Origin of the sequence: Aliarcobacter butzleri (assembly GCF_900187115.1) — a bacterium.
Classification (GTDB): Bacteria; Campylobacterota; Campylobacteria; order Campylobacterales; family Arcobacteraceae; genus Aliarcobacter; species Aliarcobacter butzleri.
On record NZ_LT906455.1, the window covers coordinates 1,210,613 to 1,225,491 of the forward strand.

Consider the following 14,879-nt stretch of genomic DNA (forward strand, 5'->3'; position numbering starts at 1 on the left):
TTAGAACTCACATCCAAGTTTTGAAGCCACTTTTGTAGCACTTAATAGTCCATCTTCATGGAAACCATATCTCCAATAAGCTCCTGCAAAATATGTGTTATTATGTCCACAAATCTCATCTTTTTTACTTTGCATTTTTATTGCCTTTGAGTCAAATTGAGGATGTTCATAAGAGATTTTTTCAATCACGTTATTTATATTTTGTGTCTCGTTTAATGATACAAAATAATCTTTTTTGGTTTTTAGATTTTGTAGAGTATTTATCCAATAGCTAAGAGTTACAAGCTTATTTTGTTTGTTTGAACTTGTGTAATTCCAGGCTGCGTACATTTTTCTATTTGGATATAAAATATTATTGTCATTATGTAAAACAGCGCTATTTTCTTTATATTTAAAGGCACTTAAAATCTCAACTTCTTTTGATGTAGGATTTTCTAAAATCTCTAAAGCTTCAGGTGCGTGCATAGCTAATACAACTTTGTCATAAAAAGATCTATTTCCATTTTTATGAATCAAATAAACACCATTTACTTCTCTTTGAACTTTTATAACATCAGAGTTTAAAAAGATTTTTCCAGAGATTTTCTCTTTTATTTTATTTACATAATTTATACTTCCATTACTAACAGTTAGCCATTGATGATGAGTTGAAACTCCTAAAAGTCCATGATTTTTAAAAAATGTCAGAAATGTTCTTGCTGGAAAATTATTCATCTCATCACTTGGAGTTGACCAAATAGCAGCACCCATTGGAAGTAAATATCTTTGTTTAAAGGCATTTGAATAATCTTTTATGTATTCCCCTAAAGTTTTGTCTAAATTTGAATTACACTCTTTTAAATCTTGATTTGCTTTTTTATTAAAATCTAAAATATCTTTTATCATTTTATAGTGAGTTAGAGAAAAAAGATTTCTTTTTTGGGCAAACATTCCTTTTAGTGATGAACCATTGTAAGCTCTGTTTATATCTTTGTCCCAAAAAGCAAAACTCATATCTGAGTTTTCTATTTTTACATTTAATTCTTTAAATAGTTTTGTCAAAAGTGGATAAGTAGGATGATTAAAAACTAAAAAACCAGTATCAACACCAAAGATTTTATCCTCATCTTGAACCATTGTAGTTCTAGCATGACCTCCTAATCTATCCTCTTTTTCGTATAAATCAACTTCATGTTTAGAACTCAAAATATAGGCACTTCCAAGTCCACTAATTCCAGCTCCTAAAACTGCTATTTTCATTTGTATCTTCCTTTTGGGTCAAGTTTTGTAAAAACTAATTTTGAAATATCCATTTTGTTTTCTAAATCATCTAAAATTTTTTCTAATTCATTTTTATCTATATTTGGCGTTCTACTCATAATCCAAAGATTTGAATAATCATCATTTGAAACAACTGCTGTTTTATAATCATTTAGATATTCAATTTTGTATGAACTTCTAAAAACAAAAAAATATCTCATAAAAAGTTGGTTATTTTCTAGTTTTGCAAAACCGTTATATTCTATTAGTTTTCCATCTAATTCATTTTCAAAACATCTATTATAAACATCATATGTGTTGTTTTCTTGAAGTTTGTACTCCACACTTGAAGCTACACAAGAGGTTTGAAAACTATTTTCAATTCTTGCTATTTCATACCAAAGTCCAGAAAATTTTTTAATATCAACAAGAGTATTTGCAAAGATTGATGAAGAAAAAAATATTGTTAAAAATAAAAACTTCACAAATTACCCTTAGTTGATATTTGTAACTTTATTATAAAAAAATAGAATTTTGTATACTTATTTTGTCATTTTATATTTTAATAAAAAAATTATAGAAAATATTTTAAAAATTATAGGCATTATTGAATATAAAAAAATGATTGCATAAATTGAAGTTTGATTTATATTTTGACTTTCAAAATTTGTAAACTCTAAACTTATAAAAGAAATAGCAACAGCTAAAGATAAAGAGAGTTTCGTAATCATTGCCCAAAAACCAAATAATACTCCTGTTAAATCTTGATGTTGTTTTTTTGTTTCTTGTGCTACATCAGCTTGAATAGAAGATGGTAATGCCATATCAGCTCCCAAACACATTCCAGTTATCACACAAATAAATACAAAGTAAAAAAAATCTCCTTCATTTAAAAAAGGTACAAAACTAAAAGCACTAATTGCAATTAAAATTGACAAAATCCAAGTAGATTTTTTTGAGATTTTAGTTGAGAGTTTTATCCAAAAAGGAAAAGTTATAATTGCACTTAAAAAATAGATTATTAAAAAAAAACCAGTTTTTTCTTCTAAAACTAACACATATTTTACAAAAAATAAAAACAAAGTTGCAGGAAGTGCATTTGCTAGATTATTTAATAAAAAAGCAAAAAATAGTTTTTTGTGATCTGGAAAATTTATAAAAAATGTTTTTAAGGATATAAAAAAGTTTTCATTTCTTAAAAGCTCCTCTTTTTTTTCCAAGTGTTTTAGTTTTGTAAAAAATAGAAGTAAAAAAATAGGAAAAATAATCAAAATTGTATAAAGTAAAAGTTCTAAACTCTTTTTTGAATCATTTGAAACTAAAAATATATAAGGAATTAATAAAGAGATTAGAACTCCAACTATTATAAAAATTTCCCTTGAAAAAGCAAGTTTTGTATTCTCTTGTTCATTATTACTTAAAATTGAGTTTAAACTAAGATAAGGAATTAAAACAAAACTATAAGAGATATATGTAAGAATAGAAAATAAAAATAACCAAAAAGAATTATAAAAAATAGGTTTTATTAAAAAAAATAGTCCAAAAACTAAAAAGATAGAAGAGATGAAAATAATATTAAACTTTTTGCCATAAATATCACAAAATCTTCCAATAAATGGGTCAACAATCATATCAAGTAATCTTGCAACTAATAAAATAGCTCCAACAATTCCAACACCTAAACCAATATTTTCAACATAAAAAGTTGGTAAATAAATATATAAGGGAAAACCCAAAAAAGCAATAGGAATCCCCAATGTTCCATATAAAAGAATTTCTTTGCTTTTTAGCTTATTATTATTCATAAAATCAAATCTATATATTTCACAAGAATTTTAGTTTTAATCATTTTAAAAATCTTTTTGTTATTGAAAAACTCCAACTATATGGTAAAAAGCTAAGTAATTTTAAGAAACTTGAAAGTAAAAAAGGAAACGATATCTCAAATTTATAAGGCTTGTTTAAGCCTTCAAATATCTTTTTAGCTGCATAATCAACTTGCATTAATTGTGGCATTTCAAAATCATTTTTAGCTGTTAGTCTTGTTTTTACAAAACCATGATTTATAATCTGTACATAAATATTTTTTCTTTGTAATTCCGGTTGTAAAGATTGTGCAAAATTAACTAAAGCAGCTTTTGAAGCACTATAAGCTCCACCATAAGGTAAACCAAAATAACTAGCTAAACTTGCATTTAAAACAATAGTCGATTTACTTTTTTGTTTTTCTAAATAAGAAATAAGAGGTTTTAAAACTCTTAAAATACCTAAATAATTAATGTCTATCATAGATTCAAAATTTGAAATATTCCATTGCTCGTAAGTCATAGATTCATAGACTCCTGCATTGTAAAAACAAATATCTAAACCATTAAAAATATTAAATGCCTTATCCACACTTTTGATAACATTTTCATTATCTAAAACATCAATATTTAAAAGTTGTAGATTATCTTTGTGCGTTGATTTTAGATTTAATAGTTCATTAGAAGTTTCTATATTTCTTGAACTTGCTATTACTAAATAATTATTTTGTAACCACAACTTAACTAATTCTAAACCAATTCCACTACTAGCACCAATAATCCAAACTTTTTTTATCATATTAAAACCTTTATTAAATACTAATTTTGCTCAAATTATATATGAATAAAAAGTTTTTTTGTAATATTAATATGTTAGTTTATATTAAAAATAGATGCATTATAATATTTCATGCAAGCTATTTGCTTTTTTCATCCACTCTTCTAAATTTTCATAATTTTCATTTTTTATCATCTCTTTTGCATCATCTAATTGATTTTCAAATGATTCAATAGCTTTTAAAAGGTTTTCTCTATTTTGTTTGAAAATATCACTCCACATTCGTGGACTTGATTTTGCAATTCTACTCATATCCTTAAATCCACCAGCAGCAAGTGCAATAATAGATTTTGGATCTTCATGACTCATAACAGTATTTGCCAAAGAAAAAGATATTATATGAGGTAAATGAGAGATATAACAAGCATGAATATCGTGTTTATCACTATCCATAACTACTATTCTCATACCTATTTCTTGAAATATTTTAAAGGCTCTATTTACATGAAGATTTGCATTTTGTTCTAAATCACAAAAAACAACAGTTTTTCCTTCATATAAATCATCAATAGCAGCTTTTGGCCCTGATTTTTCAGTTCCTGTCATAGGATGTGCCGCAATAAAGTTTTTTCTTATTTTAGGTGGAATACTTTTTACAATATACTCTTTAGTTGAACCCATATCTATAATAGTTGTATTTTCATCTATATCCAAAAAGTTTGGAAACATTGAGATAATAGCATCTACAGGAATCGCTAAGATAATAACATCAGAAACTTTTTTAAGTGTTTCTAAATCTACTAATTCATCTACTAAATTTAAATCTAAAATATCTTTTTTATTTTTTTCACTATTTGTAAAACCATAAACTTTTGAAGCAATACCATATCTTTTTACAGCTTTTGCTAAAGAACCTCCCATAAGTCCTAAACCTATAATTCCAATATTCAAAGTCATAACCTTTTTATAAAATTCGTTCGTGATTATACATTACTTTATATTTATATAAACTATATTTAGATATATTAATGCCCTACAATGTAAATTTAAGGATTATTGTGAAAAATAAAATCATATTATTATCTTTAGCTTGTGCCACAATACTAAGTGCAGAAACTATAAAATCAATAGAGTTTAAAAACGTAAGTAAAATTTCACCGCAAATTTTAGACGAAATTTTAGATATGAAAGTTGGCGATACAATCGATGAAAATAGATTGAATGAAGCTTTGGTAAAGTTTTATAAACAAGGATATTTTGAAGATATTCAAATTTTAAATGAAAATGGAAATTTAAAACTAATTTTTAATGAGAAACCTTCTATTGCAAATGTTGATATTAAAGGTTATAAAACAAGAACCGAAGATATAGAAACACTTAAAACTACTATAAAATTGAAAAAAGGTTCAATGTATAGTGAAAAAAGAGTGAAAGAAGCAAAAGAAAAACTTCTTAGTATGTTAGAGAGTGAAGGTTATATCAATTCTGTTGTTGAAACTGAAGTTGAAAAAATAAATGAAAACTCTTTAAAAATTACTTTTAATGTAAATAAAGGTGATGAAATCATCATCAAAAAAGCAAACTATCATGGTTCTGATAAACTCGAACAAGATGATTTTGATCATGTAACTGCAAATAAAGAAGTAGAATTTGCTTCTTGGTGGTTTGGACAAAATGATGGTGAAGTAAAAATTGACCAACTAAAATATGATGCAAGAAGAATAAATGATCTTTATTATGAAAAAGGTTATTTGGATGCTCAAGTAAAAGAACCATTTTTAGATATTGATTTTGCTTCAAATCAAGCAAAATTAGACTTTTTTATCACAGAAGGTGAACAATACACAACAAATAATATAAAAATCTATTTAGATTCTTCTATTGTTGATCCTGAAACAATTTATCCTGAATTAAAACTTATTGTAGGAAGAACTTTTAATATTAAAAAATTAAGAGAAGACCAAGATTACATAAAAACGCAAGTTGCAGACCAAGGTTATGCATATGCTGAAGTAAAATTTGATTTAAAGAAAAATGAAGAAACTAAATTAGTTGATGTCATTTTTAGTGTAGTTCCAGGTAAAAAAGTTTATATAAATGATGTAAAAATATCTGGAAACACAAGAACATTAGATAGAGTTGTAAGAAGAAATGTTTATTTAGCTCCTGGTGATTTATATAACCTTACAGATTTTAAAGATTCTACAAATAAACTAAAACGTTCAAGATTCTTTGATGATGTAAAAATTGAAGAAAAAAGAATTAGTGATGATAAAATGGATATCATCGTAAAAGTAACCGAAGCCGCTACTGGTTCATTGATGCTTGGAGGAGGATACGGTTCTTATGACAAATTTATGGTTAGTGGTTCTGTAAGTGATGCAAATATTTTTGGTTCAGGTCTAGCTTTAGGATTAAGTACAGATTTATCTGCTCATAGTAATAGATTTGAGCTTAGCTTAAAAAATCCAGCAATAAGAGATAGTGATTATAATGGTGAAGTTGAAGTTCACTCAACTGAATATGAAATTGAAAGATCAAAATATGATTCAGATGTTGATACTAAAGGTTTCTCTGTTGCTATTGGTAAAGAATTAATTAGAGACCTTTACGTAGGAACTAGATATAAATTAGACTTTGTTAGTGAAAATTATGATTATTCAAGTGATTTTATGAGTACTTATAATGCCAAAGATGCTGCATTTAAAGCAAAAAATAAATTATTTACAAATCAAGATTATGTAAATAGTTCTATTACTCCTTATCTTAATTATGATAACACAGATGATTACTACTTCCCACGAGAAGGTTTTAGAGCAAATACATCTTTAGAATATGCAGGAGTTGGTGGAGATTCAAAATATGTAAAATCAACTTCTAGCTTAAAATATTTCTATTCATTAGAAGATTTAGCTGAATTAGACTGGGTTTTAAGACTTAAAACTCAAGTTAAAATGTTATTTGATAATGGACAAATCAATCAAGGAGACTCTTTATATCTTGGAGGTCCTAAAACTTTAAGAGGGTATAAATCATATGCCTTCCCTAAAAATGATTCTGGATATTATACTGATCCATATAAAAACATGTGGGCAAACTCTGCAGAAATGAGTTTCCCATTAGTTCCTAGTGCAAAAATGAGATGGGGAATTTTCTATGATTATGGAATGATAGGTCAAGATTCATTCGATGATATAGAAAGATCAGGAGCAGGATTATTATTAGAATGGGTTTCTCCAATGGGTCCATTACAACTAATCTTTGCAAGAGCACTTGATGATGAGCCAGGTGATGATACATCTTCATTTGAATTCTCTTTTGGAGCTAGTTTCTAATGGTTAAAAAAGTTGAAGTCGATTTAGAAAAACGACTTACAAATGAAGAAGCTTTAGATTTAATAAGAAATGCTTCACTTTTAGAATTAGGTGAAATGGCAAGTATCAAAAAAGCTGAACTTCATCCTGAAAAGATAACAACATTTATAGTTGATAGAAATATTAACTATACAAATGTTTGTTGGGTTGATTGTAAGTTTTGTGCGTTTTTTAGACATGGTAAAGATGAAGATTCATATGTTTTAAAATTTGATGAAATTGATCAAAAAATTGAAGAACTTCTAGAAATTGGTGGAACTCAAATACTTTTTCAAGGTGGAGTTCATCCAAAACTAAAAATTGATTATTATGAAGAATTAGTAGGACATATTAATACAAAATATCCACAAATTACTATTCATGGATTTTCAGCGATTGAAATTGATTTTATTGCAAGAATTTCAAAAATATCTAAACTTGAAGTTCTAAAAAGATTACAAGCAAAAGGTTTAAGTTCAATTCCTGGAGCTGGAGCTGAAATTTTAAGTGATAGAGTAAGAGATATAATTGCACCAAAAAAAATGGATACAGCGCAATGGTTAGAAGTTCATAGACTTGCTCACTCAATTGGTATGAAAACAACTGCAACTATGATGTTTGGAACAGTTGAAACTGATGAAGAAATAATCGAACATTGGGAACATTTACGAAAACTTCAAGACGAAACAGGTGGTTTTAGAGCATTTATTATGTGGTCATTTCAAGGTCAAAATACAAAACTAATAGAAGAACATCCAGAAATCAAACCTCAATCATCAAATAGATATTTAAGATTACTTGCAGTTGCGAGGATTTATTTAGATAATTTTCAAAATATGCAAAGCTCTTGGGTAACACAAGGAAGCTATATAGGACAACTTGCCCTTAAATTTGGTGCAAATGACTTAGGAAGCACTATGATGGAAGAAAATGTAGTAAAAGCAGCAGGTGCTGCAAATAGAATGAATCAAGATGAAATGATAAGACTTATAAAAGATATCGGTGAATATCCTGCAAAAAGAAATACTGCTTACGAAATTTTAGAAAGATTTTAAGATATGAAAATAAAATACTGTTTTTTATTTATAATAGCAATTTTACAAGGAAATTTAATGAGTGCTACAATAAAGCATATTAATATAAAAGGTACAGAAGTACCAATAATTTTTGAAGAACAAAAAGATTTACCAATTTTAAATTTACAATTAGTTTTTCAAAATTCTGGTTATATTCAAGATAAAAATAAAAGTGGTTTAGTAAATTTATCTTCAAGTATTTTAAATGAAGGAACAAAAGAGCTAGGTAGCTCAAATTTTGCTCAAATACTTGATGAAAATGCAATAACAATCCATAGTTCAAATGGATTTGAAACATTTGTTATTGAAGTTTCAAGTTTAAAAGAACAATCAAAAAAAGCAGTTAGTTTATTAAATGATTTACTAAAATCTCCAAACTTTACACAAAGTTCTTTGGATAAAATAAAAACTATTCAAACTGGATATTTAAAAAGAAAAGAAAATGATTTTGACTTTATTGCACAAAATCAGTTAAAAGCTCTACTTTTTAAAAATACAGCTTTAGAAAATCCATCAAGTGGAACAATAGAATCTATTTCAAAAATAGAATTAAAAGATATAGAAAACTTTTTATCAAAAACTATATCTTTAAATAACTTGATTATTGTTGCAGGTGGTAATTTTACACAAAAAGAGATAGAAACTCTAATAAAACCTATTTTGGAAAATCTAAAAATAGGCGAAAAATCTGAAGTAAAAAAAATAGACTTTAAATCACAAAAAAGTGAAAAAACTCTTCAAAGAGATACAGAACAAGCTTATATTTATTTTGGAAGTTCATTTAATATAGATTCAAAAGATGAAGAGAATTATAAAGCAAAAGTTGCTTCATTTATTTTAGGTGGTTCTGGTTTTGGTTCAAGATTGATGGAAGAAATTAGAGTAAAAAGAGGTTTAGCTTATAGTGCTTATGGAAACATCTCTATAAACAAAACTCATACATATTTTAGTGGTTATTTACAAACAAAAAATGAAACTGCAAAAGAAGCTCAAGAATTAGTTTCAAAATTAGTAGATGAGTTTGTAGAAAATGGTGTTACTCAAGAAGAGTTAACAGCTGCTAAGAATTTTTTATTAGGAAGTGAACCTCTTAGAAATGAAACTTTAGCACAAAGATTAAATAAATCATTTACACTATATTATCGAGGATTAGACCAAGATTATTCTAAAAAAGAATTAGAAAAAATCCAGAATCTAAAACTTGAAGATTTAAATAACTATATAAAATCTCACAAAGAGATAAATAATTTAACATTCTCAATAGTAAGGAGATAATTTTGTTAAGATTTGCCCCAAGTCCAACAGGAGACATGCATATTGGAAATTTACGAGTTGCTATTTTCAATTATATCGTATCTAAACAACTAAAAGAAGATTTAATAATAAGAATTGAAGATACAGATAAAGAAAGAAATATAGAAGGAAAAGATAAAGAGATTTTAGAGATTTTAAATCTTTTTTCAATAGAGTATAAAACAGTATTTTATCAAAGTGACAACTTAAAATATCACCAAAAAATGGCATTACAATTAATGACTCAAAAAAAAGCTTTTGCTTGTTTTTGTAGTGATGAAAAACTTGAAGAATTAAGAGAAGAATCTATAAAAAAAGGAATTCCTTTTAGATATGATGGATTTTGTGAAAATTTATCTGATGAAGCAGTTTTAAATGTAAATGCGCCTTTTACTGTTAGATTAAAAAAACCAGATCATAATATAAAATTTACTGATTTACTAAAAGGTGATTTTGATTATGCACCTTTTGATATTGATAGTTTTATAATTTTAAGACAAGATAAAACTCCAACTTATAATTATGCTTGTTCTGTTGATGATATGTTAATGGATATTTCAATAGTTATTCGTGGAGAAGACCATGTTTCAAATACACCAAAACAAATACATATTAGAGATTCATTAGGATATACAAAAGAGATAAAATATGTTCATTTACCAATTATTTTAAATGCACAAACTGGTAAAAAAATGAGTAAAAGAGATGATGCAAGTAGTGTAAAATGGCTAATTGAGCAAGGATTTCTTCCAAGTGCTATTGCAAATTATCTTGTGTTGATGGGAAATAAAACTCCAACTGAAATTTTTACTTTAGAAGAAGCCATAGAGTGGTTTAAAATAGAAAATATTTCAAAAAGTTCAGCAAAATTTGATATAGATAAATTAAGATTTATAAATAGAAAACATATTGAAAATCTTGATGATATGAGATTATCAAAAATTTTAGGTTTTGCAGATGGTGATATAGGAAAATTAGGAAAACTATTTTTAGAAGAAGCAAGTACTATAAAAGAGATAAAAGAGAAGATTGAGCCAATCTTTGCTACAAAAACAACTCTTGAAGGTTTTGAAAATGAATTTAAATCTATCAAAGAGTGTTTACAAAAAGCTACATATTTCGATAATTATGAAGATTTAAAAAATTATATTGTAAATGAAACTTCTTTAAAAGGGAAAAATCTATTTAAACCATTAAGATATATCTTAACAGGTGTTGAAAATGGTCCAAATTTATCAGATATTTACCCTTTAATTAAAAACTATTTAGGAGATATTATAAAATGATAGATGCACTATTAACTTCGATTTTTACACTGATTTTTAGTATTATTTTTTTATATAAGTGGGTTGTTATTATTTCAGCACTTTTAACTTGGGTAAAACCTGATCCTTATAATCCAATAGTTCAAATTCTTTATAGATTAACTGAACCAGTTTATGCTTTTATAAGAAGATATATACCAACAGTATTTGGTGGAATGGATTTAGCTCCACTAATTTTAATTTTTGGATTAATTTTCATAGAGACACTTCTAAAAAACTTATTCTTCTAAAGCTTTGATATGAAAAAAATTTTGATATTTTTGCTTTTTGCAATATCTTTAAATGCAGATATTGCAACAGCAACTACTGATTTTATGCAAAAAGACTTTAAAATAACCCTATCTTGGCTTCAAGAAAAACCTAAATCACCTGCAAAAGATTTTTTTATTATTCAATATCTAAATCAAGAGGAAGATTTATCTTTTGAAGAAGCTAAAACTGTCTATGATATGAGATATGGTAAAAATGCTTCTTTAGATAAACTTTTCAATCAAAGATATAAAAAGAATATCCCCGAAGAAGATTTGAAATGTTATAGAGCTTCAATTGAAGAGTTAAAAAATAGCGATGTAAGATGTATTGCCTTAGGATTATCTTTAAAAGAGGCTTCTTTATTGTCGAAAAAAGATTTAGAATTTTTTATTAACAAATTAGATTCTTACCCTACTTTAAAAAATAACTTAAAACTTATTTCATCAACTGATCCTTTTAACTCTTTTATAAATAGTGGTACAAAAAAGTTTTTACAACTATTTTTTGAGCTTGAAGATAGTTATACTATAAGATATTTAAATAAAGAATTACCTTTAGGTTTTTTAACAAAACTTACACAAGAAACTGATTTTAATAGATTTTTACGAACTATTATTTTTAGTAAAGATTTTCCAAATATTCAAAAATCTTTGTATGCTCTAAATAGTATTAAAACATTTACACCTGATATTGATTTTATTCTTGGAATTAATGCAATAAATAACAATAATCCAACAATTGCAAAAAGCTTTTTTCTTACTTCTTTTAATAAAACAAACCAAAGAGACATGAAAGATAAGGCTGCTTTTTGGTTATATTTAGTAACAAAAGAAAATTACTATTTAGAAGAACTAGCTAAAAGTTGGGATAATAGTTTATATGTTTTATATGCAAAAGAGTTGTTAAATATAAAACCAGATAATATTATTTACAATCTTGAAACAAAAAATCAAAAAAGTTCTTATGATATTTATAATGCTTTTGATTGGTTAAATGTTGTTGAAGATACTAAAACAAACCTTGATGATATAAAACTACAAAAGTACTCAAATATTTTTACAGATGAAAATACAATGCCACATTTAGCTTTTGTTTTAGAAAGATATAATAAATCTAAAATTCAATATTTTATAACTCCATATAAAGATATAATTGGAAAATATAATATATATAAACAAATTTTACTTTATTCTCTTGCTAGACAAGAAAGTAGATTTATTCCCTCTTCTATTTCTGTATCTTCAGCTTTAGGTGTTATGCAAATAATGCCTTTTTTATCTTTGGATATTTCACAAAAATTAAATGAAGATTATAATATTTATGAACAATTTGTTCCAAAAAAGAATATTGAATATGCAAGTTTTCATTTAGATACATTAATGACTCAATTTGATAATAATCCTTTATTTATAGCTTACGCTTATAATGGCGGTGGTGGATATACTAAAGGTCAATTAAAAAAAGGATTATTTAAAGAAAAAGGTAAATTTGAACCATTTTTAAGTATGGAGTTAATATCTTCTGGTGAAACAAGAGAATATGGGAAAAAAGTTTTAGCAAACTTTTATGTCTACAACAATTACTTAAATAGTGAAAATAAAATTTCACTATCTACTATTTTGCAAAACCTAGTGTCACCTTATTAGACGCTTGGTCTTGTAAAACTAAATTTAAAACAAAACTTTTTTTATCATCATCTATTTTTATATTATTGAATTTTACTAAATAATAGTTCCCCCAATAATTTTTAAGCATTAAATCTTTGTATTTTTCATTGCCTTTTTCAATTTTTTCAATAGATACTGGCTCATTTTCATTTAAAAAGAAAAGATATCCATTATCTTCTATATTTTGAGAATCTAAACTAGAAAAATATATAAACACCAAAAAATCTTCCGTTTTTGTATCATCCTTCATATTATCTACTTGATTTAAATATGTTGCCATAAAAATAACATTAACCTCTTTGTCTTTTACAATATCAGCTTTTTTTGTAGCTTTTATTCCTTTAGCTTCTAACTCAGCTTTATCAAAATACCTAAATGCATTATTTTTTGATGCACATGAAACTAAAAATAGTGAAATAAATAGAAAAATTAAAATTTTAAACATGGATCCCCTTTTTTATCTATTTTATATTTTACATTACAAAGGCTTTAAAAAATATTTCTAAATTTACTTTAACGTTTCTTTAGATAAAATCCGACTTATGAATAAAAAAAGATTAGTAGTAGCCTTTTCAGGTCCGTCAAATAGTGGTAAAACAACTGCTATTGTAAAAGTTGCAAGTATTCTTCAAGATCAAAGTTTTAAAGTATGTATAGTAAAACATGATCCAAAAGATAAAGCTATGTTTGATAGAGAAGGAAAAGATTCTTTCAAATTCTTTCAAACTGGTGCTGATGTTGCTGTTGTAAGTCCAAATAAAACAACTTATTTCAAAAAATCTACATCTTCAATTGATGATTTAATAGAACTTTTTAAAGATTTTGATTATTTATTAGTTGAAGGATTAAAAACTCTAGAACTTCCTAGAATCTCTATTTTTAGAGATAGATTAGATGAAAGTTATTTTGAAGTAACAAATGCAATAGCATGCGATGAAACTATTAATAAAAATGATATTCCAAAAAATATTGAAATCTTAGATTTAAATAATCCAGATGAAATAATAAACTGGATAGATAAAAATGCAAAAAGAGTGTAAAAAATGCAAGAAATAATGAAAGCAATAGAAGAATCAGCAATAAAAATCAAACATTTAATAGAAACTGGTGATACAGGCAAAAGTGAATTTGAAAATTCAACTGGAGATACTCAATTAAAACTTGATATTGCAAGTGACAAAATTATTGAGGATATTTTTAAAAATATTCCAAGTATCAAAGCAATTGTGAGTGAAGAACAAGAAGCTATTGTAAATTTACATGAAAATGGTAAATATTTAATTGCTTATGATCCACTTGATGGTTCATCTTTAGTTGATGTAAACCTATCTGTTGGTTCAATTTTTGGTATTTATGAAAATGAATTTAATGCACAAAATATAGTTGCTTCAGTTTATGTAGTTTTTGGTCCAAGAGTTGAAATGGTAGTAACTACAACTGATGTAAAAATGTATAGATTATTAGATGGTAAATTTACTTTTATTCAAAATATTAAGCTTAATGAAAAAGGTAAATTAAATGCTCCTGGTTCTACACAAAATTGTTGGGCACCTTTTCATAAACAGTTAATTGATGACATTTTTAATGATGGTTATAGATTAAGATATAGTGGAGGAATGGTTCCAGATTTACACCAAATTTTATTAAAAGGTGGTGGACTTTTTTCATATCCAGGAACAAGTGATAAACCAAAAGGAAAATTAAGACAGTTATTTGAAGTTTTCCCTTTTGCATTAGCTTATGAAAAAGCTGGTGGTCAAGCTGTTGATGGATTTAAAAGAGTTTTAGAAGTGCAAACTACACATATTCACGATACAACTCCTTGCTTTTTTGGCTCAAATAGCGAAATAAATAGAGTTTTAGAAGTTTATAAAAAAAATGTCTGAACACGAAGAAATTGTACTTGATGAATGGGAATTAAAACTAGAAAAAATGCTAGTAGAATTAAAAAGTTGTCAAGAATCAAATAGTTTAAAATCTTGCACTCCTTGTAGTGCTTTTTTTGAATGCGAATTAAGAAAAAAATATGTAATTTCTGTCTATGAATCTATGAATAAAGGTTCTACTGGTGGATTTGAATTTTAAGAAAAG

At 26.0% G+C, this 14,879-nt stretch carries 15 protein-coding genes; 9 read left to right on the forward strand and 6 right to left on the reverse strand.

Annotated elements, in window-relative coordinates:
- From CKV87_RS06035 to CKV87_RS06055, 5 genes are all read right to left on the reverse strand, one after another.
- Complete coding sequence (locus tag CKV87_RS06035) at positions 1 to 1,239, reverse strand: NAD(P)/FAD-dependent oxidoreductase (RefSeq protein WP_012012893.1); 1,239 nt, start codon at positions 1,237 to 1,239, stop codon at positions 1 to 3.
- Positions 1,236 to 1,724 (reverse strand): lipocalin family protein, encoded by a 489-nt coding sequence (locus CKV87_RS06040; protein ID WP_012012894.1) that lies wholly within the window; start codon positions 1,722 to 1,724, stop codon positions 1,236 to 1,238. Before CKV87_RS06040 ends, CKV87_RS06035 begins: the two co-directional genes overlap by 4 nt.
- A gap of 57 nt (positions 1,725 to 1,781) precedes the next feature.
- On the reverse strand, positions 1,782 to 3,044 hold the full coding sequence (locus tag CKV87_RS06045; protein ID WP_012012895.1) for an MFS transporter: 1,263 nt from the start codon (positions 3,042 to 3,044) through the stop codon (positions 1,782 to 1,784).
- Positions 3,045 to 3,084: 40 nt separating this feature from the next.
- Positions 3,085 to 3,843, reverse strand: a complete 759-nt coding sequence (locus CKV87_RS06050) for an SDR family NAD(P)-dependent oxidoreductase (protein WP_012012896.1) — start codon at positions 3,841 to 3,843, stop codon at positions 3,085 to 3,087.
- A gap of 99 nt (positions 3,844 to 3,942) precedes the next feature.
- A complete protein-coding gene (locus CKV87_RS06055; RefSeq protein WP_004509404.1) occupies positions 3,943 to 4,779 on the reverse strand; it encodes a prephenate dehydrogenase in 837 nt (278 codons plus the stop codon).
- Positions 4,780 to 4,880: 101 nt separating this feature from the next.
- On the opposite strand from CKV87_RS06055, the gene bamA reads away from it, so the two are divergent.
- Genes bamA through CKV87_RS06085 form a run of 6 tightly spaced genes read left to right on the forward strand, consistent with a single transcriptional unit; the run spans position 4,881 to position 12,767 of the window.
- Positions 4,881 to 7,157 (forward strand): outer membrane protein assembly factor BamA, encoded by a 2,277-nt coding sequence (gene bamA / locus CKV87_RS06060; protein ID WP_228126910.1) that lies wholly within the window; start codon positions 4,881 to 4,883, stop codon positions 7,155 to 7,157.
- On the forward strand, positions 7,157 to 8,230 hold the full coding sequence (locus CKV87_RS06065) for a dehypoxanthine futalosine cyclase (RefSeq protein WP_012012898.1): 1,074 nt from the start codon (positions 7,157 to 7,159) through the stop codon (positions 8,228 to 8,230). Before bamA ends, CKV87_RS06065 begins: the two co-directional genes overlap by 1 nt.
- A gap of 57 nt (positions 8,231 to 8,287) precedes the next feature.
- Positions 8,288 to 9,526, forward strand: a complete 1,239-nt coding sequence (locus tag CKV87_RS06070; protein WP_228126911.1) for a M16 family metallopeptidase — start codon at positions 8,288 to 8,290, stop codon at positions 9,524 to 9,526.
- Between the two features lie 2 nt (positions 9,527 to 9,528).
- The gene (gene gltX / locus CKV87_RS06075) at positions 9,529 to 10,830 is read left to right on the forward strand and encodes a glutamate--tRNA ligase (RefSeq protein WP_012012900.1); all 1,302 of its coding nucleotides are present in this window, start codon (positions 9,529 to 9,531) and stop codon (positions 10,828 to 10,830) included.
- Entirely contained in the window at positions 10,827 to 11,099 is a 273-nt protein-coding gene (locus CKV87_RS06080) for a YggT family protein (RefSeq protein WP_004509409.1), read from the forward strand. Before gltX ends, CKV87_RS06080 begins: the two co-directional genes overlap by 4 nt.
- A gap of 9 nt (positions 11,100 to 11,108) precedes the next feature.
- Positions 11,109 to 12,767, forward strand: a complete 1,659-nt coding sequence (locus CKV87_RS06085) for a lytic transglycosylase domain-containing protein (RefSeq protein ID WP_012012901.1) — start codon at positions 11,109 to 11,111, stop codon at positions 12,765 to 12,767.
- Here the strand turns inward: CKV87_RS06085 and CKV87_RS06090 are convergent.
- Entirely contained in the window at positions 12,736 to 13,233 is a 498-nt protein-coding gene (locus CKV87_RS06090; protein ID WP_012012902.1) for a hypothetical protein, read from the reverse strand. The genes CKV87_RS06085 and CKV87_RS06090 overlap by 32 nt on opposite strands.
- 97 nt (positions 13,234 to 13,330) lie before the next feature.
- Between CKV87_RS06090 and mobB the strand changes: the two genes are divergently transcribed.
- The 3 genes from mobB to CKV87_RS06105 are packed head-to-tail and all read left to right on the forward strand — an operon-like array spanning position 13,331 to position 14,873.
- Entirely contained in the window at positions 13,331 to 13,828 is a 498-nt protein-coding gene (gene mobB, locus CKV87_RS06095) for a molybdopterin-guanine dinucleotide biosynthesis protein B (protein WP_012012903.1), read from the forward strand.
- 3 nt (positions 13,829 to 13,831) lie between these two features.
- The gene (locus CKV87_RS06100) at positions 13,832 to 14,674 is read left to right on the forward strand and encodes a class 1 fructose-bisphosphatase (RefSeq protein ID WP_012012904.1); all 843 of its coding nucleotides are present in this window, start codon (positions 13,832 to 13,834) and stop codon (positions 14,672 to 14,674) included.
- Positions 14,667 to 14,873, forward strand: a complete 207-nt coding sequence (locus tag CKV87_RS06105) for a hypothetical protein (RefSeq protein ID WP_004509414.1) — start codon at positions 14,667 to 14,669, stop codon at positions 14,871 to 14,873. The genes CKV87_RS06100 and CKV87_RS06105 overlap by 8 nt, the downstream gene beginning before the upstream one ends.
- The last annotated feature ends 6 nt before the right edge of the window (positions 14,874 to 14,879 follow it).

Coding starts and splice junctions, on each gene's coding strand:
- CKV87_RS06035 (WP_012012893.1), bottom strand. CDS start 1,239: ATGAAAATAGCAGTTTTAGGAGCTGGAATTAGTGGACTTGGAAGTGCC.
- CKV87_RS06045 (WP_012012895.1), bottom strand. CDS start 3,044: ATGAATAATAATAAGCTAAAAAGCAAAGAAATTCTTTTATATGGAACA.
- CKV87_RS06050 (WP_012012896.1), bottom strand. CDS start 3,843: ATGATAAAAAAAGTTTGGATTATTGGTGCTAGTAGTGGAATTGGTTTA.
- CKV87_RS06055 (WP_004509404.1), bottom strand. CDS start 4,779: ATGACTTTGAATATTGGAATTATAGGTTTAGGACTTATGGGAGGTTCT.
- CKV87_RS06065 (WP_012012898.1), top strand. CDS start 7,157: ATGGTTAAAAAAGTTGAAGTCGATTTAGAAAAACGACTTACAAATGAA.
- CKV87_RS06070 (WP_228126911.1), top strand. CDS start 8,288: ATGAGTGCTACAATAAAGCATATTAATATAAAAGGTACAGAAGTACCA.
- CKV87_RS06080 (WP_004509409.1), top strand. CDS start 10,827: ATGATAGATGCACTATTAACTTCGATTTTTACACTGATTTTTAGTATT.
- CKV87_RS06085 (WP_012012901.1), top strand. CDS start 11,109: ATGAAAAAAATTTTGATATTTTTGCTTTTTGCAATATCTTTAAATGCA.
- CKV87_RS06090 (WP_012012902.1), bottom strand. CDS start 13,233: ATGTTTAAAATTTTAATTTTTCTATTTATTTCACTATTTTTAGTTTCA.
- mobB (WP_012012903.1), top strand. CDS start 13,331: ATGAATAAAAAAAGATTAGTAGTAGCCTTTTCAGGTCCGTCAAATAGT.
- CKV87_RS06100 (WP_012012904.1), top strand. CDS start 13,832: ATGCAAGAAATAATGAAAGCAATAGAAGAATCAGCAATAAAAATCAAA.
- CKV87_RS06105 (WP_004509414.1), top strand. CDS start 14,667: ATGTCTGAACACGAAGAAATTGTACTTGATGAATGGGAATTAAAACTA.